The 19,460-nt window shown below is 55.8% G+C and carries 17 protein-coding genes; 11 read left to right on the top strand and 6 right to left on the bottom strand.

Going from position 1 to position 19,460, the window contains the following annotated elements; all coding sequences use genetic code 11:
- Positions 1 to 10: 10 nt before the first annotated feature.
- The 4 genes from proC to NLX71_RS01060 form a co-directional block, all read right to left on the bottom strand.
- Positions 11 to 877, bottom strand: coding sequence for a pyrroline-5-carboxylate reductase (proC, locus tag NLX71_RS01075; RefSeq protein ID WP_254361647.1), 867 nt, complete (start codon positions 875 to 877; stop codon positions 11 to 13).
- 47 nt (positions 878 to 924) lie between these two features.
- Complete coding sequence (locus NLX71_RS01070) at positions 925 to 2,172, bottom strand: glutamate-5-semialdehyde dehydrogenase (RefSeq protein WP_254361756.1); 1,248 nt, start codon at positions 2,170 to 2,172, stop codon at positions 925 to 927.
- A 68-nt stretch (positions 2,173 to 2,240) separates the two neighbouring features.
- Positions 2,241 to 3,374: a glutamate 5-kinase gene (proB, locus tag NLX71_RS01065; protein ID WP_254361646.1), complete on the bottom strand. Its 1,134-nt coding sequence runs from the start codon at positions 3,372 to 3,374 to the stop codon at positions 2,241 to 2,243.
- Between the two features lie 339 nt (positions 3,375 to 3,713).
- Positions 3,714 to 4,925, bottom strand: coding sequence for a pyridoxal phosphate-dependent aminotransferase (locus tag NLX71_RS01060; RefSeq protein WP_302058020.1), 1,212 nt, complete (start codon positions 4,923 to 4,925; stop codon positions 3,714 to 3,716).
- A 207-nt stretch (positions 4,926 to 5,132) separates the two neighbouring features.
- Between NLX71_RS01060 and NLX71_RS01055 the strand changes: the two genes are divergently transcribed.
- The gene (locus NLX71_RS01055; RefSeq protein ID WP_254361645.1) at positions 5,133 to 5,465 is read left to right on the top strand and encodes a hypothetical protein; all 333 of its coding nucleotides are present in this window, start codon (positions 5,133 to 5,135) and stop codon (positions 5,463 to 5,465) included.
- 171 nt (positions 5,466 to 5,636) lie between these two features.
- Positions 5,637 to 6,434, top strand: a complete 798-nt coding sequence (locus NLX71_RS01050; RefSeq protein WP_254361644.1) for a carbon-nitrogen family hydrolase — start codon at positions 5,637 to 5,639, stop codon at positions 6,432 to 6,434.
- A 33-nt stretch (positions 6,435 to 6,467) separates the two neighbouring features.
- On the opposite strand, the gene NLX71_RS01045 is transcribed toward NLX71_RS01050, so the two are convergent.
- The gene (locus tag NLX71_RS01045) at positions 6,468 to 7,391 is read right to left on the bottom strand and encodes a LysR family transcriptional regulator (RefSeq protein WP_254361643.1); all 924 of its coding nucleotides are present in this window, start codon (positions 7,389 to 7,391) and stop codon (positions 6,468 to 6,470) included.
- A gap of 202 nt (positions 7,392 to 7,593) precedes the next feature.
- On the bottom strand, positions 7,594 to 7,752 hold the full coding sequence (locus tag NLX71_RS01040; protein ID WP_254361642.1) for a hypothetical protein: 159 nt from the start codon (positions 7,750 to 7,752) through the stop codon (positions 7,594 to 7,596).
- A gap of 220 nt (positions 7,753 to 7,972) precedes the next feature.
- On the opposite strand from NLX71_RS01040, the gene leuC reads away from it, so the two are divergent.
- The 9 genes from leuC (at position 7,973) to NLX71_RS00995 (ending at position 19,457) form a co-directional block, all read left to right on the top strand.
- Positions 7,973 to 9,391 (top strand): 3-isopropylmalate dehydratase large subunit, encoded by a 1,419-nt coding sequence (gene leuC, locus NLX71_RS01035; RefSeq protein ID WP_254361641.1) that lies wholly within the window; start codon positions 7,973 to 7,975, stop codon positions 9,389 to 9,391.
- A gap of 35 nt (positions 9,392 to 9,426) precedes the next feature.
- Positions 9,427 to 10,032: a 3-isopropylmalate dehydratase small subunit gene (gene leuD / locus NLX71_RS01030; RefSeq protein WP_254361640.1), complete on the top strand. Its 606-nt coding sequence runs from the start codon at positions 9,427 to 9,429 to the stop codon at positions 10,030 to 10,032.
- Positions 10,033 to 10,221: 189 nt separating this feature from the next.
- Positions 10,222 to 11,094 (top strand): 3-hydroxyacyl-CoA dehydrogenase family protein, encoded by an 873-nt coding sequence (locus NLX71_RS01025; RefSeq protein WP_254361639.1) that lies wholly within the window; start codon positions 10,222 to 10,224, stop codon positions 11,092 to 11,094.
- Positions 11,091 to 12,305 (top strand): acetate kinase, encoded by a 1,215-nt coding sequence (locus NLX71_RS01020; RefSeq protein WP_254361638.1) that lies wholly within the window; start codon positions 11,091 to 11,093, stop codon positions 12,303 to 12,305. The genes NLX71_RS01025 and NLX71_RS01020 overlap by 4 nt, the downstream gene beginning before the upstream one ends.
- Positions 12,306 to 12,345: 40 nt before the next feature.
- A complete protein-coding gene (asnS, locus tag NLX71_RS01015) occupies positions 12,346 to 13,644 on the top strand; it encodes an asparagine--tRNA ligase (protein ID WP_254361637.1) in 1,299 nt (432 codons plus the stop codon).
- Between the two features lie 55 nt (positions 13,645 to 13,699).
- Positions 13,700 to 14,380: a DnaD domain-containing protein gene (locus NLX71_RS01010; protein WP_254361636.1), complete on the top strand. Its 681-nt coding sequence runs from the start codon at positions 13,700 to 13,702 to the stop codon at positions 14,378 to 14,380.
- A 262-nt stretch (positions 14,381 to 14,642) separates the two neighbouring features.
- The gene (locus tag NLX71_RS01005) at positions 14,643 to 15,497 is read left to right on the top strand and encodes an ABC transporter ATP-binding protein (RefSeq protein WP_254361635.1); all 855 of its coding nucleotides are present in this window, start codon (positions 14,643 to 14,645) and stop codon (positions 15,495 to 15,497) included.
- On the top strand, positions 15,457 to 16,560 hold the full coding sequence (locus tag NLX71_RS01000) for an efflux RND transporter periplasmic adaptor subunit (RefSeq protein ID WP_309248914.1): 1,104 nt from the start codon (positions 15,457 to 15,459) through the stop codon (positions 16,558 to 16,560). Before NLX71_RS01005 ends, NLX71_RS01000 begins: the two co-directional genes overlap by 41 nt.
- A complete protein-coding gene (locus NLX71_RS00995) occupies positions 16,560 to 19,457 on the top strand; it encodes an ABC transporter permease (protein WP_254361634.1) in 2,898 nt (965 codons plus the stop codon). Before NLX71_RS01000 ends, NLX71_RS00995 begins: the two co-directional genes overlap by 1 nt.
- Positions 19,458 to 19,460: the final 3 nt, after the last annotated feature.

The following is a 19,460-nucleotide window of genomic DNA, read 5'->3' as shown; positions in this document are numbered from 1 at the left end:
TACACCTTCTTTACTTGGTATGGGAAGCGATGGCCGCGCTGATGGCCGCGCCCATTTCGGCGGAGCGTTCCGCGGCGCGACGTATCCCCTTGGAGATCGCATCGGTGAAGCCGCAGTTGTCCATCGTCTCAATGGCTGCATGCGTAGCGCCGTTCGGAGACGTCACCTTGCGGCGCAGCTCGGCCGGCTCTTCTCCGCTCAGCTCGACCATGCGGGCCGCGCCCAAGACCGTTTGCACGGTCAGACGTTTGGCCTCTTCATGCGTCAACCCGCCATTCATTCCGCTCTCGATCATCGCTTCCATCATATAATAAATGTAAGCCGGGCCGCAGCCGGACAAACTGACAATCGTCTCCATCAGCGGCTCCTCGACGATCGATACGATGCCGACGGAGCGGAACATCTCTTCGCCCAGCTGCCGCTGCGCGTCCGAGACGCCGCCGGAAAAGCTGAGCCCGGTCGCGCCAAGCCCGATTGTGCTGGACGTATTGGGCATCGTGCGGACGATGGCCCAGCCGGGGCTGCCAAGAATCGCCTCCATCGTCTCGATGGAAAGCCCGGCAATCACGGATACGAGCAGTTGTTCTTTGCGGAGCACCGGCTTCAAGTCGAGTATGCCTTGAGCGGCGTCGCTCGGCTTAAAGGCCAGTACGACGATATCGGCGGAACCGATGGCTTCGTTTCGCTCGGCAGCACCGGCGGCATAACGAATGCCATATTGCTTGTTCAATTGTTGCAGCCGGGCCTCATTCGACCGGTTAACAGCTACAAGCTGTCCCGCCTCCATGCCCGCCTCGGAGACGAGTCCCCGGATGATCGCTTCTGCCATGGAGCCGGCGCCGACGAACGTGATGTTTTTGGATAAAATCTGTGACATATTGGCTGCTCCTTTCGATATCCATAAAGTGTATACGATCTTCTGGGTTAACCGCGAATTTGCCCGTTTCCTATAATGCAGTATTTGCTCGATGTCAGCGCTGGCAAGCCCATAGGACCGCGAGCGTGCAGCTTTTGCGTGCTGATGCCGATTTCGGCGCCGAAGCCGAATTCGAAGCCGTCGGTGAAACGAGTGGAGGCGTTGTGATACACGGCGGCTGCATCGACCTCTTGCAGGAAGCGTGCAGCGTTCGCCGCGTCTTCGGTCACGATGCACTCCGAATGCATCGTTCCGTGGCGGTGTATGTGCGCCAGCGCCTCGTCCAGCCCGTTCACGACGCGAACGTTCAAAATATAATCGTTATATTCCGTATCCCAGTCGGCTTCCGAGGCCGTTTTCACCGCCGGTGCGAGCCGCTGCGCTTCCGCATCGCCCCGCAGCTCGACCATTTGCTGCACGAATGACTCGGCGATGTTCGCCAGATGACGCTCCGCAAAATCGCGATGCACCAGCAGCGTTTCCATCGAGTTGCATACCGAAGGCCGCTGCACCTTCGCGTTGATGGCGATCTTCAGCGCCATGTCCGGCTGCGCGCTGGCGTCGATATAGGTATGGCAAAGGCCGGCTCCGGTCTCGATCACCGGCACGGTTGCGTTTTTGACGACGTTCTGAATCAAAGAAGCGCCGCCGCGCGGAATAAGCACATCGAGCAGGCCGTTCAGCTTGAGCATTTCGTCAACTGATGCGCGGCTTGGGTCCATGACGAGCTGCAATGCGTCCGCCGGAACGTCGGTCGTTTTCAGCGCATTGTGGAGCACCTCGACGATCCGCTTATTGGAATGAAGCGCCGAGGAGCCGCCTCGCAGCACGACGGCGTTGCCGGTTTTCAGGCAGAGCCCGGCCGCATCTACGGTAACGTTCGGACGCGCTTCGTAGATGATGCCGATGACGCCGAGCGGCACGCGGACTTTGCGGATTTGCAGTCCGTTCGGGCGGTCGAACGTCTCCAGCGTATCGCCGATCGGATCGGGCAAGGCGACGACCTGCCGCAGTCCGTCAGCCATCGCTTCGATCCGCTGGCGGTTCAGGGCCAGCCGGTCGAGCAGCGACGTGCTGATGCCGCTCTCGCGCCCGCGCTGCAGATCCTCCGCATTGGCGGCGATAATCGATTCGGCCTCCGCTACGAGGGCGTCCGCCATGCACAGCAGCGCGTCGTTCTTTTGCTCGGTGCGTAGCAAACCGAGCTTCGGCGCGGCTTGCTTGGCCAGCTTCGCTTTTTGCACTACTTCGCTCAGGTTTAGAGCTTGATCCGTTGTCATATTCAATTTCCTCCTTCGAAGCGTCTTTCTAAGGTCGTACTTGCTTAGGTTTCGGCAGCATCCTTTGCTTTAGCCGTCGATGCCAGGGTAATCCATTCGTCGCGGTGTATGACTTCGATGCGCGGCACCTCGATCCGCTTCTGCACTTCCTCCGTACTAAGACCGGCAACGGCTTGAAGCTGCCAGGAGGCGTAATTGACGACGCCGCGCCCGATCGTTTCCCCATCCGGGCCGAGCACTTCGATGACATCCCCGGGATGGAACTCCCCGGTCACTTCCTTGACGCCCGCGGGCAGCAAGCTTTTGCCTCCTGTGACGAGCGCCAGCTCCGCGCCTTCGTCCACATAGACTGAGCCCTGCGGCTGGGAGTGGAACCCGAGCCACTGCTTTTTCATCGGTAAATTATGCTCCGCCGTATCGAAATAAGTGCCTTTCCCGGTTCCTTCCACGGCCAGCGTCAGATCGCCGGGCTCCGTGACGCGCCCGACGAACACCGGCACGCCGCCGCGCATTGCGATTCGAGCGGCCTCGATTTTGGAGCGCATGCCACCGGTGCCGACCATAGAGCCGGAGCCCCCAGCGATCCGGGAAATGTTTTCGTCGATTTCCAGCACGCGTTCGATCCGCTTGGCGTCCGCGTTTTTGCGCGGGTCTTCGGTGTACAATCCGTCCGTATCGGTAAGGATGACCAGCCTTTGCGCCCGGACCAAATTGGCTACGAGGGCGGAAAGGGTATCGTTGTCGCCGAATTTCAGCTCGTCGACCGAGACCGTATCGTTTTCGTTAATAATCGGCAGCATTCCGCGGCGCAGCAGCTCTTCAATCGTCATCTGCGCGTTATGGATTCGCTTGCGGTTGGAGAAGTCGGAGCGGGTCAGCAAAATTTGCCCTACGCCTACGCCTTGCCCCAAGAATGCCGCCTGATATGCTTGCATCAGCAGCGCCTGCCCGACGGAAGCGGAGGCCTGCTTCTCGTGCAGCAGCTTGGGACGGGATGCGTACCCCAGCTCCCGAAAGCCGGCTGCCACGGCTCCCGAGGTCACGAGGAGCACGGGAAAGCCTTGACGGTGAAGCGCCGCCAGCTCGGCGGCGAAAAATGCGATTTTTGCCCGGTTCAATCCGCCTTCGTTGGACGTTAGCGAGCTGCTGCCGATTTTCACTACGATCGTTTGCTGCATAGGAATCACTCTTTCTATGACTGATCTGGCTGCCGCCCCGGGGCAGGTGCGGAAAACGCAAAAAGGCCCCGTCCTTTAAGGACGAAAGCCTCCACTTCCGCGGTACCACCTTACTTGATGAATTGACGACCAATCCATCCTGCTTCAGTCCCTTGTAACGGCAGGGAAAGCCGTCCAGCTCGTCGCTGGCCGTTCAGGGGCGGGTTCGGCAAGGCTCCACGGTAAATTCTCGCAGCCGGTGGAATTTACTCTCTGATCGTGCAGGGGCTTTCCTACTATTCCCATCAATACGTTTTGCTTTTCATTAGCATAGCATGAGGGGGGAGGTTTGTAAAGGAATCAGCCGAACAGGCGAAGGGCGTCTATTCGGTCAACCGCTTCACGGAGCCGCTCTTCCGTACTGAGCAAGCCGAGGCGCACGTAGCCTTCGCCGTGGTCGCCGAAGCCGACTCCCGGAGCGACGACGATCTTGGCCTTCTCAAGCAGCATGTCGGAGAACGACTCCGACGTATAACCCTTTGGCACAGGCAGCCAAGTGAAGAAAGAGCCTTGCGAACGCGACGCTTGCCAGCCGATCCGGTCCAAAGCCCCGAATAGGGCGTCTCTGCGGCTCTGGTACATCTGCACGAGCTCGCAAACGCTGTCCTGCGGACCGGTCAACGCGACGGCCGCCGCCTCTTGGATGCCTCCAAACAAGCTGCAGTAGTAATGATCCTGAATCAAGTTGATCATTCGCACGATTTCGCGGTTGCCGAGACAGAAGCCGACCCGCCAGCCGGCCATGTTGTACGTTTTGGACAGCGTGTAAAATTCGACGCCGACCTCCTTGGCGCCCGGCAGCTGCAGAAAGCTGACTGGCTTCTGCCCATCGAAGCCGATGGCGCCGTAAGCGAAGTCGCTGGCCACTACAATGCCGTGCTTCGCCGCAAAAGCAATCGTCTCCTTATAGAAGGAAGCCGGAGCCGAAACCGCCGTCGGATTGTTCGGATAGTTGATGAACAGCAGCTTCGCCCGATTCACGTCATCGGCCGAAAGCGCGCTGTAATCCGGCAGGAACCCGTTCGATTCCAGAAGCGGCATGAAGGCCATCCGGCCGCCGGCCAGGGCGACGCCGGACCAGTAATCCGGGTATCCCGGGTCCGGTACCAAGCAGACGTCGCCGGGATTGAGCAGGCATTGGGCGATTTCCACAAGACCGGTTTTACCGCCGAACAAAACCGCCACTTCCGTCTCCGGGTCGAGCTCGACGCCGTAATCTTCCCGGTATCGATGTGCGGCGGCCTCTTTTAAAAACAAGTAGCCGTTGAACGGAGGGTAGCGGTGGTACTGCGGGTTTTCCGCCGCTTGCTGCAGCGCCTTGACGATGTGCGGCGGGGTCGGTCGATCCGGATTCCCTTGTCCCAGATTGATCACGTCGTGTCCAGCGGCAATCTGAACATTGGCTTTGCGCACAAGCGTGGCGAAAAATTGGGTAGGCAGCTCTTGCAGCCGTTCAGCCGGAATCATGGGAAAAGCGCTGACGGCTGCTTTCGTCGGGTTGTTGGTCTTCATCTATGTCACTCCATTTGTTTGGTTTCAAATGTGTTGCCATACAATAAATTCCTCGTGTTCTTATCGGAATATAGTAAATAATCTGAACGGATAGGAATAATGTAACATGAAAAACGGTGCGTGTATACGGGTCTATTTCGTCGAATCATCCGTTTAACTGTCGAGGGAAACGTTTTTCATAGCTTATCATGTGCAAACTTCAAGGGGATGTGTTACCTGCTGATCGTGCAGGATCGCACGCCCGAGGACTGCCTGCTTCCCGGGAGCAGGGAGCATATGCGCGGTTACTGGTTCGAGAAGTACCCGCGTCTCCGCCAGCTGGAAGCAGGACGCCGTCACGATGCGGCGGCCATACGCAAGGCTCTGGAAGCATCCGGGTTCTCGGTCGTGGAAGAAACGCAGGTATGGGAAGTGCGCAAAAGCTACGCAAGCTATAGCTATTATCGAAAGGAGCTTTTGAGCCGGAAGGGCCGTTCGATTTTGCATGAATTGTCGGATGCGGAGCTTCAGGATTTGGCTGATGCCATCGCAGCGGACTAGGGCTATGGAATAAATGAGCCCGTCCGGGAACGGGACCGCTGGACCATATTCTTTGCACAGGCGCGTTGAAGTTCCGCTTCCGTTGCTCTATCATAATAGGAAGAAACGGCGCAGTTTCCCCAAGCGGGCCGCTGCGTTCGGAATTTCGAGACGGGTGAGGGGGAAGGTTAGATGGCTGGGCAACAATGGAATTTGGCTCTGTTGCAGATGGACATCGCGATAGGAGAGCCCGATCGCAACTTCGCAAAGCTGGAGAGCCTTCTGCATGAAGCGGTCGCTCACGATACGAAGCCGGATGTGATCGTCTTTCCGGAGATGTGGAACACCGGCTACGCGTTGGATCGGATTCAGGAGCTGGCGGACCATTACGGAGAGCGGACCGAAGCTCTGCTGTCGGCGTTTAGCCGAAAGAACGGCGTGAACATCATCGGCGGTTCGATCGCGGAGAAGCGGGACGACGGTGTCTACAATACGATATTCGCATATGACCGGCAAGGAAACCGTGCAGGAGACTACTCGAAAATTCATTTGTTCCGGCTCATGGATGAGGAGAAGTTTCTGCAAAGCGGAGACCGCGCAGGCGAGCTTCAACTGGACGGTATTCCGGCCGGCATGATGATCTGCTACGACATCCGCTTTCCGGAGCTTGCGCGAAAGCTGGCGCTCGGCGGCGCGCAAATTTTATTCGTTCCGGCCGAATGGCCGAACCCGCGGCTGCATCATTGGCGCACGCTGCTGATGGCGCGGGCGATCGAGAACCAGATGTTCGTCGTCTCCTGCAACCGTGTAGGCATGAGCGGGAAGACGGAGTTTTTCGGCCATTCGATGGTCATTGATCCGTGGGGCGAGGTGCTGGCCGAAGGGGAAGAAGCGGAAACGATCGTTCGCGCATCCGTCGATCTTAGCCAGGTACCTGCCGTACGCAGCAAAATTCCGGTATTTGAAGACAGACGTCCTTCCTTATATTAAAAAGCACAAACAGCATGCGAAAGCCGGCTCGGATTATTCCGGCCGGTCTTTTGCGCGTTCGGCTTCCATCACCTTGCGGAACGTCTCCATGAACGCGGCGACCGCCTTCGATAAATAACGCCCCTTGCGATGGGCGATCACGAGCGTACGGGTCGGCCGGCTGGACAGCTGCAGGTACGCGGGCGCCAGCTCGTTCCGCCCCCTCAGCAGCATATGCGGGATGAAGGCAATGCCCATCCCCGCCGCGACGAGCGACTGGACCGTCTCGATATTGCTGCTCTCGAACACGATGTTCGGCGTAAATCCGGCGTCGTTGCACAATTGGATCGCGATTTGACGGAAGCCCTGGCCTCTTTTTAGCGCGATGAACGGCTCCTCCTGCAATTCCGCAATATTGACCGTTTTGTTTGCTCCCTCGGTCAGACGCGCGGCCAGCGGATGCTGCGGCGGGACGGCTAGTACGATTTCTTCCTCAATGATCGGCTCGTAGTCAAGCGAGTCGTCGATCAGGGGCAGGGAAAGCAGGCTGATGTCGGCTTGCCCGCTCGTCGTCAATTGTTCGAGGTTCGAGGTTGTCTCTTCGACGAGCACGATATCGATTTCCGGGTAGCGCTCTTGGAAGACGGGCAGAACGAGGGGCAGCACGTGCGCGCCCGTAATCGGGAGGCTACCTACGACAAGCTTGCCTTTACGCATTTGGGAAATGTCTTCCATTTCTTGTTTTAACTGCTCGACCATGTCGAGAATTTTTTGCGCTTTTTCCACGAACCGGGTTCCGGCATAGGTGACCTCCACCGAGTTGGTCGTCCGTTGAAACAAAAGGACGCCGAGCTCCTTCTCCAGCTTGGAAAGCTGCTGGCTGAGCGACGGCTGGGCGATATGCAGCTTTTCGGCTGCGCGGGAAAAGTTCTTTTCAATGGCGATTTGCAAAGCGTATTGCAGCTGGCGCAGTTCCATGCGGCTCGGCTCCTTTTATAAAGAATACCTATGAATGATACGTTAATCGTAACGTATTTGCTATAAGAATAAAAGAGCTGGCGTGCGGTACTCCCCGTTTGCAAGTAAAAAAGGAAGAAAGAGCGGGAGGCTCCTTCTTCCAGGGCATAACGGAATATTGGCTGGCACGCGCAAGCAGTCGCATTTTTTCGGTTAGGAAGCATCAAGTCCCGCAAGAGCCGGGATACCCGTCGTTCCGTTTCATATCTTCCAAATGCTCACGCATCTCTTCGTCTCCGGGCATTTCGGCGACCAGCTTTACTTTGCCGGGAGTTGGCTCCTCTGACGGGGCCGCATTTGCAGGGCGAGGCGTATCGGTCATTGTACAGTCCTCCCAGTTTCCTTACTTTTGCTTTCGTTGAAAGGTTGTCCAGCCGGGCCTTCATTTATACAGCGGGAAGGGGAAGAGCCCCGGTCGTTTTTTTGATTATCTCATAGTGAAAACCTATGAAGGCTATAGATATTATATCTTGGATCAATGAAGATGGACGTGATACGATAGGTGACATTAGGAGCATCATTCAGATACCGAGGTGGAACCGATGGCAAAAACAATGTTCGAAAAAATTTGGGACAATCACGTTATTCATTCGGAGTCGGGCAAGCCGAGCATCATTTATATCGACCTTCAATTGGTCCATGAAGTGACTTCGCCGCAAGCGTTCGAAGGTCTTCGCCTGAGCGGCCGCAAGGTTCGCCGTCCGGACTTGACGTTCGCAACGATGGATCACAACGTTCCGACGAAGGATCGCTTCAATATCACCGATCCGATTTCCAAGCAGCAGATCGATACGCTCTCCAAAAACTGTGCGGATTTTGGCGTCACCCTGTTTGACCTGGACAGCATCGATCAAGGGGTTGTCCACGTTATGGGACCGGAGCTCGGTTTGACGCATCCCGGCAAAACGATCGTTTGCGGCGATAGCCACACGTCGACGCACGGCGCGTTCGGAGCTTTGGCGTTCGGGATCGGAACGAGCGAAGTGGAGCATGTGCTTGCGACGCAGTGCTTGCAGCAAGCGAAGCCGAAAACGCTGGAAGTGCGCATCAACGGCAAGCTGAAGCCAGGCGTTACGGCAAAGGATTTGATTCTCGGCGTCATTGCGAAATACGGCACGGATTTTGCAACCGGGTACGTGATTGAGTACACGGGCGAAGCGATTCGCAGCTTGTCCATGGAAGAGCGCATGACCGTGTGCAACATGTCGATCGAAGCGGGTGCAAGAGCAGGCTTGATAGCTCCGGACCAAACGACGTTCGATTACCTCCGCGGACGCGAATATGTGCCGCAAGGTGAAGCGTTCGAGCAAGCGGTAGCGGCGTGGGAGCAGCTGACGACGGACGAAGGCGCAGTGTACGATCGTGTAGTCGATTTCGACGCGGACAGCCTGATTCCGCAAGTCACCTGGGGCACTAGCCCGGGCATGGGTACCGACGTAACGTCCCGCGTGCCGAATCCGGCGGATTTCAGCACGGAGAACGAGCGCAAAGCAGCGGAAAAAGCGATCGAGTACATGGGCTTGACGCCGGGAACGCCGATGACGAACGTTACGATCGATTACGTATTTATCGGTTCCTGTACGAACGGCCGGATCGAGGACCTGCGCGCGGCGGCTGCCGTAGCTCAAGGCTACAAGGTATCTCCGAACGTGACGGCGATCGTCGTGCCGGGCTCGGGCCGGGTAAAAATCCAAGCGGAAAAAGAAGGGCTCGATAAAATTTTCATCGAAGCGGGCTTTGAATGGCGCGATGCCGGTTGCAGCATGTGTCTGGCGATGAACCCGGACGTGCTGAAGCCGGGCCAACGCTGCGCTTCGACGTCGAACCGGAACTTCGAAGGCCGACAAGGCCGTGACGGGCGCACGCACCTCGTGTCTCCGGCAATGGCAGTCGCAGCGGCGATCGAAGGCCGTTTCACCGACGTGCGCGATTGGAAATTCAAAGTGAAGCAGGAAGCTTAAGAAGATTATTTTATCGAAGCGAGGAGTTAAACGATATGGAAGCTTTTAAACAGCATACCGGCCTGGTCGGTCCGGTGGACCGCGTGAACGTGGACACGGACGCCATTATTCCTAAACAATTTTTGAAGCGTATCGAGCGTTCCGGCTTCGGCCAATTTCTGTTCTACGAGTGGCGTTTTGACCTGAATGGCCATACGATTCCGGAGTTCAGCCTGAACCAGCCGCGCTATCAAGGCGCCTCCGTTCTGATTTCCCGCGCCAACTTCGGCTGCGGCTCCTCCCGGGAGCATGCGCCTTGGGCCATTCAGGACTATGGGTTCAAAGTCGTGATCGCGCCGTCGTTCGCCGACATTTTCTACAACAACTGCTTCAAGAACGGCATTCTGCCGATCAAGCTGAGCGAAGAGCAGGTCGAGGAGCTGTTCCAACGCACCGCGGCGAAAGAAGGCTACAAGCTGACCGTCGATCTGGAGAACAAACGGATCACCGACGATCAAGGCCTGAGCATCGACTTTGATTTGGATGAGCACCGCCGCCAGTTCCTGCTGCTCGGTCTCGACGATATCGGTCTGACGCTGCAGCATGAAGACAAAATCACGGCATACGAAGTGGGGCATCAAGCGCGTCTCGCGTACAAATAAGCGACGAATAGCCCGGCCTGACTCTTGAATAAGAGAGAAGGTCGGGCTTATTTTTATCGTCCGGCCGCATTTTATCATACAATGTTCAAAAACTTTCGACAAATTTCGTGAAAAGTGTGATCTATGTTTTTTCAAAAGCCGGAAGGGTTGTGTATAATATCACTGGAAGCTGATGGGAGGGTGACAGAAATGAGTTTTTCTAGAATCGGCGTCGTGGGCGCCGGAACAATGGGTCAAGGTATTGCCGAAATGTTGGCAGCCAAAGGATTGGAAGTCATGCTGCTTGAACGGACGCCTGAAAAGCTGGAGCAGGCCTGGGAGCAAATCGAGATCAGCTTAGACAAGCAGTTGGAGAAATGGGCGATCACTCCCGTTGAGAAAAAATTGATTCTTTCGCGCATCGCGAAGGAAACGAATATTCACAATTTGGCCGAATGCGATATGGTTATCGAAACGGTTTCGGAAGATCTCGAGATTAAAAAAGAAGTATTCCGCACACTTGACGAGGTATGCCGGCCGTCGATCATTCTCGCCAGCAACACGTCTACGCTCAGCCTGACGGAACTGGCGGCAGAGACACAGCACCCGGAGCGCGTCATCGGCCTTCATTTTTTATATCCGGTATCGAAAATTCATTTGGTGGAAATCATTCGGGCGCTGAAAACGGGAGAGGATGTCTTCGAAGCGACCCGGGGGTTCGTTGAAGAAACAATTCAAAAACGCGGCATTCAGGTGTACGAATCGCCGGGCTTTGTCACGACGCGTCTGATCTGCGTGCTGATCAATGAAGCGATGCACGCGTTGTCGGAGAGAGTAGCCAGCGCGGACGATATTGATAATGCGATGCGAATCGGCTATGATTTTCATTATGGGCCGCTGGAGATGGCAGACCGCTTCGGCTTGGATTCGATATTGGCCGCGATGGAACGTATGTTCCGGGAATTCGGGGATGTGAAGTACCGGCCGGCGGTGCTGCTGAAGCAGATGGTAAGGGCCGGTCATCTCGGCACGAAGACAGGACATGGCTTTTTCCGCTACGATAAGGACGGTGACCGGATATGATCGTACTCGTTATTAATGCAGGCAGTTCCTCTCTTAAGTTTCAGCTTTACGAGATGGAGAACGAATCCGTGCTGGCCAAAGGGAGGGTGGAGCGGATCGGGATAGAGTCCGCGATCTTGACGTTTGAGCCGGAGGGTAAGCAAGACGTGCGTGAGGTCAGTGAAATTTTGGAGCACACGACGGCGATCCGCAAGGTGCTGGACATGCTGGTGCATCCGGTCCACGGGGTGCTCGAATCGGCGCAGCAAATCGACGCGGTGGGCCATCGGGTCGTGCACGGAGGCGAATCGTTTTCCAATTCCGCGCTGGTGAGCGAAGAGGTAAAGCGGGAGATCAAGCGGTTGTTCGACTTGGCCCCGCTGCATAACCCCGCCCATATGCTCGGGATTCAGGCGGTCGAAACGAATATGCCGGATGTGCAGCAGGCCGTCGTGTTCGACACGGCTTATCATCAAACGATGCCGCCGGTGACGTATTTGTACCCGATCCCGATGGTGCTCTATAAGAAGCATAAAATTCGCCGCTACGGCTTCCACGGCACTTCGCACGCTTATGTGAGCGAGCGCGCCGCGGCGTTCCTCGGTCGGCCGCTACGCGAGCTGAAGCTGATCACCTGCCACATCGGGAACGGAGCGAGCTGCACCGCGGTGATGGACGGGCGGTCCTACGATACGAGCATGGGGATGACGCCGCTGGAAGGGCTCATGATGGGAACGCGGAGCGGGGATATCGATCCGGCTATCGTCCCGTTTACGATGGGCAAGGAGGATCTGACGCTCAGCGAAGTGAACTCGATGCTGAACAAGCACAGCGGGCTGCTTGCCATCTCGGGTATCGGCAGCGATATGCGGGAGATTGATGAAGCAAGGCAGACGGGAGACCGCAATGCGGCGCTCGCGTTCGACATGTACGAGTACCGGCTGCGCAAATGTATCGGCGCTTACGCGGCTGCCATGAACGGGTTGGACGCCATTGTCTTCACGGCAGGTGTCGGGGAAAATTCCGCTTCGCTGCGCGCCGCAGTGTGCCGCAATCTCAGCTTTCTCGGCCTGGAGCTGGACGAAGCGGCGAACGAACGGCGCGAATCCGGAGAACGCGCCATCACGACGACGGGCTCCCGGGTACAGGTGCTTGTCATCCCGACCAATGAGGAGCTTGTTATCGCCCGAGATACGTACAGGTTGATTTTGGAGCGAAATGATGTAAACTAGTGAACGATGGTCAATTTTATAAGTAGGCGGAGGAATGTTCATGAACCGTAACCTGTGTATGATCGGGGATGTGAATAAACATACAAACGAATCGGTGACGATCGGCTGCTGGCTGCATAACATCCGTTCCAGCGGCAAAATCCGTTTCCTGCAGCTGCGGGACGGCTCCGGCTTTATACAGGGCGTCGTTGTCAAGAGCGAAGTGCCGGAGCAGGTGTGGGAAGATACGGGCAAGCTGACGCAAGAAAGCTCGCTCTACGTCACCGGCACGGTGCGCGAGGATACGCGCAGCAAAGGCGGCTTCGAGCTGACGGTGACCGGCGTCGAAATTATTCAAGTCACAACCGATTATCCGATCACGCCCAAGGAGCACGGCGTCGATTTTCTGATGGATCACCGCCATTTGTGGATTCGTTCGCCGCGGCAGCGGGCGATTCTGGTCATCCGGGCGCAAATTATCCGGGCGATTCAGCAATTTTTCGACGAGCGTAACTTCCATTTGGTCGATCCGCCGATTTTGACTCCTTCGTCCTGCGAAGGAACGACGAATTTGTTTCATACGAAATATTTTGACGAGGACGCTTACTTGACGCAGAGCGGCCAGCTGTATATGGAAGCTGCGGCGATGGCGCTTGGCCGGGTATACTCGTTCGGTCCGACCTTCCGGGCGGAGAAATCGAAGACGCGCCGGCATTTGATCGAATTCTGGATGATCGAACCGGAGATGGCGTTTGTGACGCACGAGGAGAATCTGCAAGTGCAGGAGCAGTTCGTCTCTCACATCGTACAGTCGGTGCTGCAAAACTGCCGCAAGGAGCTTGAGACGCTGGAGCGCGACACGACGAAGCTCGAGCAGGTCGTAGGGCCGTTCCCGCGCATTACGTACGACGAAGCGGTAAAGTTTCTTCAAGAGAACGGGCACGAATTCGAATGGGGCGAAGATTTCGGCGCGCCTCACGAGACTGCTATCGCCGAGAAATATGAGAAGCCGGTGTTCATTACGCATTATCCGACAGAGATCAAGGCCTTCTATATGAAGCCTGACCCGGCCCGTCCGGAAGTCGTGCTTTGCGCGGATCTGATCGCTCCGGAAGGCTACGGAGAAATTATCGGAGGCAGCCAGCGGATCGACGATCCGGAGCTGATGGAAGAGCGCTTCCGGCAGCACGAGCTGTCCAAGGAAGCGTACCAGTGGTACCTTGACCTGCGAAAATACGGCTCCGTGCCGCATTCGGGCTTCGGCTTGGGGCTCGAGCGCACAGTCGCTTGGATTTGCGGGCTCGATCACGTTCGCGAGACGATTCCGTTCCCGCGGCTGCTGTACCGCTTGTACCCGTAAGGTCTGCATGCGGAAGTCGACTCTTGCGAGTCTGTAAGTGGAAAGTAGGGTAGGCATGAGACGTAGCGATTACGACACGAAAGAGCTGCCGTCCGTGCTGCTCGCGGGCTGGCAGGACGGGAACGTCGACGTTCCCTACTGGCTGTTCAAATATTACAAACAGCTTGGGCTGATGGAGCCGGACGTGATGCTTATTCTTCATGTCATGGCGTTTAAACAAAAGGAAAATAAAGATTTTCCGACATTGGAAGAGCTTCAAGCCCGCATGTCGCTGCCGCAGGAGAAAGTGATTGCCGTGCTGCAAAAGCTGATCCGGGAACAGCTGCTGCAAATCGACGAGATCGAAGATCCCGTTACGGGAGTCCACAGCGAAGCATATAACTTAAGGCCGCTGCTGAACCGGCTCGCCGAGTGCCGTATCGAGGAGCATCAGGCGGAGCTCGCGGCCAGGAAACAGGCCGAGCGGACGGGCAAAGCGGAGCGAAAAGATATTTTTTCGATTTTCGAAAACGAATTTGGTCGACCGCTCACTCCGATGGAGCTGGAGTCGATATCGGGGTGGATCGACAAAGATCGCTATCCGGAGGAGCTTATCCTCGCCGGTCTTAAGGAAGCGGTGTTCGCCGGCAAGCTGCATTTCCGGTACATCGACCGGATCTTGCTGGAGTGGCAGCGCAACCGAATCACGACCGTCGAGCAGGCGAAGGAGCACTCGCAGAAGTTCCGGTCCCGCTAAGCGGGAAAAAGAAGCAGCCCCGTACGCAAAGTATTTGCGTGCGGGGCTATTTTGCATGACCGAACATGCTTACTATGCCCTGTGCACTTTCGGACCCTGACTAAAGTACCGGAGCTGCTTCGTCAGTCGAAAAACGTAAAAAAAACACTTTAAAACTAAAAAAACTATAGTTTTTTTGTAACTTTTTTGTGTTAAGAGGCGTCTATTATATTAGCGTTACATGATTTTACAGATTTACAGAACGCTTAGAAGGAGGGGCCACATGTTCCGATGGCTGCGCAAACCTAAGAACGAAGCGCAGAATGAAGCGGCAGCCGCCGTGCCAGCCGCTCCGCAGGAGATCAGCGCCGGGCTGCCGGAAGCTTTGGCCGACGGGGAAGCGGCTGCGGCAAGCGACGGTGAGGGTGTCCAGATCGATACCAGACCACCCATTGACACGAGTATCCCACTCCTTACCGTAACGGGAGTGGAGCGTTCATTTCCTGTCGGAGGACAACAGCTTCATGTGCTCAAGGGAATCGATATGGAGTTGTATCCGATGCAACTCGTTATGCTGAAAGGCCGATCCGGCTCGGGGAAAACGACCCTGCTTAACATGATCGGCGGTCTGGACCAGCCGAACCGGGGACAAATCATGTTCAAGGAATATCCGTTCCATGAATGCAGTGACGATCAGCGGACGTACATAAGAAGAAAAGAATTCGGCTTTATTTTTCAATCGTTTGCTTTAATGCCTCTTTTGTCCGCGTGGGAAAATGTGGAATTGTCACTGCGAATGGCGAAAGTTCCCCGATCGGAGTGGAAGCCCCGCGTCACCCATTGTCTGGAACTGGTGGGCCTCGGCAAGCGGATGCATCATCGTCCGTTCGAACTGTCGGGCGGGGAGCAGCAGCGTGTCGCTATTGCCAAAGCTATCGCGCACAAGCCCAGTCTGCTGCTTGCCGACGAGCCGACGGCGGAGCTCGATTCACAAATGGGCGCGCAAGTCATGGCGGTATTCCGGGATATTATCCGTACTGAACGCATGACGATTTGCATGACAACGCATGATCCGACAATAATGGAGGTTGCCGACCGTGTATTCGAAATGGTGGATGGAAAATTTATCAGTAATTAAAAAAACGGGCAGGCCATTGCTGCTCGTTTGCATCGCCGCATCCCTCGCATTGTCGTCCGGATGCTCGTTGCTGCCAAAGGAGGATGAGGAGGAAGCGATACCGGCTATAACCCCGCCCCAACTATCCAAAAAACCGGAGTATGTCGTTAAAACCGAGACGCTGGAATTCGACGTTCCTCTCTCCGGGAAGCTGATGTCGACCGTAGAAGAAGACTTATACTTTACGGATGATGCCAACCGGCGCATTAAATCCTTCTTGGTCAAAACCGGAGACAAGGTTGAGAGCGGGCAATTGATCGCCGATCTCGACGTCACGGAGCAGGAGAACAAATTGCGGCAGAAACGGCTGCAGACGCGCCAGGATGAGTTAGGTATGATCGAAAAGCTGCGCAAAGCCGACGAGACAGGCCCCGAGCAGCTGGAGCGGGACAAAATCGAATTTGAATTAAAAAAGGAAGAAGTAACCACGCTTGAAAAAACGATTGCCGGCGCCAAGCTGATGGCTCCTTATACAGGTACGATTATTTCGGTTTATATGAAAAAAGGGGATACGGCCAGGGCTTACGATGCGGTCGCCACAATCGCGGATTTGTCTCAGCTTACGGTGGCTGCAACCATTAGCGCGGACAGCTTGTCGAAAGTAGCCATTGGCATGGAGGTCGTTGCGGACATCAACGGCGTGGGCAAGGTCAAAGGCAAAGTGTCGAAGCTTCCGAATCCGAAGGCCGAGAACAATAACAACGGGAACAGCGGGGGCCAGGGCGGAGGCCAGCAGAAAAAGGCGGATTCGATCGACAACTATTTGCTGATCCAGCTTGACCAATTTCCCGAGGGGCTTTCCCACGGAACGCCGCTCAGCGTGAAAATTATTACCCAGCGCAAGGAAAACGCGGTTACGATTCCGCCTGCCGCTCTTCGTTCGTATGCGGGCCGCAATTACGTGCAGGTTGTGGACGATAAAGGCAACAAGCGCGAAGTGGACGTCGAAATCGGATTGCAGACGTCGACGGCTGTAGAGATTGTGAAAGGTCTCACGGCAGGGCAGAAAGTAGTGGGACGCTAATGGCGATGCTCCGGTTTTTATTCCGTAAAATGTGGAACACGCGCTGGCTGACGCTCAGCACGCTCGCCGGCCTCATTATGGCCGTCGCTTTTACGACCAGCATCCCGATGTATTCCGACGGCTCGCTCAAGCGCGTCGTGTCGAAATCGCTGGAGGAGAAGAATAACGGGCTTTCCGCTGGCGCCGTCATGATCCGGTATCAAGCGTCCGGCAACGAAAAAGCCGATCTGAATGCGCTCACTGACGTTGACCAGTACATAAAGGAAGATTTGCCCAAGGACATTGCGTTCCCGTATCAGGCATATGTACGGACGTATTCCATTCGCGGCTCGCAAATTACGCCCGAGGATACCAGCAAGGTCGATCCGAGTAAACGCCGGCAGATGACGCTGATGGCTCAGAACGGCTTGAAGGATCAAGTCGAGCTGACGCAGGGGCAGTGGTTCTCCGAGCAGCCGCAGGGCGGAATCATCGAAGCCGTTATTCACGAGGAAGCGATGTTCCGCAACGACCTGCATATCGGTGACGTCTTCAATTATCCGATCAGCGGCGGAAACGGCATTGCCCCGCTCAAAGTGAAGGTGACGGGAACGTTCAAGCCGAAGAACGATACCGATCAGTATTGGTATCAAGGCATGGAAGGCCTGCTTACGTCCTTTTTTATGAGCGAAGCCGGCTTTAACGATTATGTGCTGAAAAGCAAAAAAATCCCGCTTAGCTTATCTAATTGGTACTATGCCTTTGATTTGCGGGAAATCAAGACAAGCCAGCTGTCCTCGCTCCAGACGAAGCTGGAACGTTTGGATATCGTCTTGTTCCAAAAGCTCAAGAACACAAGGGTGGATATTTCGTTTATCCCGCTGCTGCAGGAATTTAAGGTGCAGAGCTTGCAGCTGCAAATGCTGCTCTTTACATTGGCGGCGCCGATGATCGCCATGGTGTTCTATTATATCGTCATGAACGCGAGACAATCGCTCGACCGCCAGCGCACCGTCATTGCCGTAATCCGCAGCCGGGGCGGCAGTACGAATCAAATCATCTGGATTTATTTGCTCGAAGGGCTGCTGCTCGGTGCGGTTGCAATGATCATCGGTCCGCTTCTCGGCTGGTTTATGGCGAAAAGCATAGGTTCGTCCAGCGGGTTCCTGTCGTTCGTCGACCGCAAGGCGGTACCTGTCGGGGTATCGACTGAAGCGCTGCTGTACGGCGTGGGCGCAGTCGTAATTGCGCTGATGGCCAGTATTATTCCGGCCATTGTCTACGCCAAAGCCTCCATCGTCAGCTATAAGCAGAAGCTGGCCAGATCGGATCGAAAACCGTTTTGGCAGCGCTGGTTTTTGGATGTGGTGCTGATCGGTCTGGTGGGCTACGGGTATTACCTGTTTCACGACCGGCAGGATTTATTCAGCCGGACCGGGCTTACGACCGATCAGTTGAGCGTGAACCCGCTGCTGTTTTTTATTCCGGCATTGTCGATCATTGCGCTTGGATTGTTCTTCCTGCGCATTTTCCCGTGGCTGCTTCGCTTCGGCAATTGGCTGGGCAAAAGGCTGCTTCCGGTTCCCGTCTACCTGACGCTGACCCAGCTCTCGCGTTCGTCTACGGCGTACTATCCGCTCATGCTGCTGCTCATTTTGACGCTCGGGCTCGGGATCTACAACGCTTCTGCGGCTCGGACGATCGATTTGAACTCGACCGAGCGGGTGCTTTATGCCTACGGTACCGATGTTATTATGAGAGCGGAATGGACCTCCGTAGCCGAAGATCTGCCGTCAACGTCTAACCAGAACAAGGGCGGACAAGGCCAAGGACAGGGGAAAGGCGGAGCCGGAGGCAAGAATCCCGGTCAGGGAGGCGGCGGTCAGCCTGGAGGTCCGGGGGAAGGCCCGCCGCCGAAGCTGCGTTACATCGAGCCTCCGTTCCAAGTGTTTCGGGAACTGGAAGGCGTCGAGCATGTTGCCCGTGTGCTGCAATCGAAAGGGAACGTGGTCGTTTCCGGCAAGTCTCTCGGACAGGGCATGCTGATGGGCGTCGATAACGTCGATTTCGCCAAGGTGGGCTGGTTCCGCAAAGACTTGTACAAAACGCATCCCTACAACTACTTGAATTTGTTGGGGCAATACGAGCAGGCGGTCATCATCCCGACCTCTTTCGCAGATAAACATCATATCAAATCGGGGGATTTGATCAGCATATCGGTTTCCAGCCAGCCAGTCGAGTTTATCGTGGTAGCTACCGTGCCTTATTGGCCGAGCCAGTATCCGGATCAGACGCCGTTTTTTATCGCTAACCTCGACTATGTGTTCGATCAGGCGCCTGTTACACCTTATGATGTATGGATGAAAATGAAAGACGGAGCCAAGGTAACGCCGATCATTGAAGCGCTCAAAGCAAAGAAAATCGGCATTGCCAGCGTCAAAGACGTCCGCAACGAACTGATCACGCAGAAAAAGCATCCGGCGCGCGGCGGCGTGTTCGGCATCTTGAGCCTCGGCTTTCTCGTATCCGTTCTTGTCTCGTTGATCGGCTACATTTTATACTGGTTTTTCAACTTGTCCAGCAGGGTCGTTCAGTTCGGTGTGCTGCGCGCCATGGGGTTGTCGCGACGACAGCTTACAGGCATGCTGCTGCTCGAGCAGCTGTTTACCGCCGGTCTGGCCATTGGACTCGGTCTCGGCATCGGCAAACTGACAAGCTACTTGTTCCTGCCGTTCCTGCAAACCGCGGACAACGTCAAGACGCAGGTGCCTCCGTTCCGCGTTATATTCGATGCGAGAGATACCGATCAGCTGTATGTCGTCATCGCCGTTATGATGCTGACCGGCGCCGGGTTGTTGTTCCTTCACATCAGGAGGCTGCGCGTACACCAGGCTGTGAAGCTGGGAGAGGAGAAATGATAC

The sequence above is a fragment of the Paenibacillus sp. MZ04-78.2 genome (assembly GCF_024213375.1).
GTDB lineage: Bacteria > Bacillota > Bacilli > Paenibacillales > NBRC-103111 > Paenibacillus_G.
This window is presented reverse-complemented; position numbering and strand designations above follow the sequence as displayed.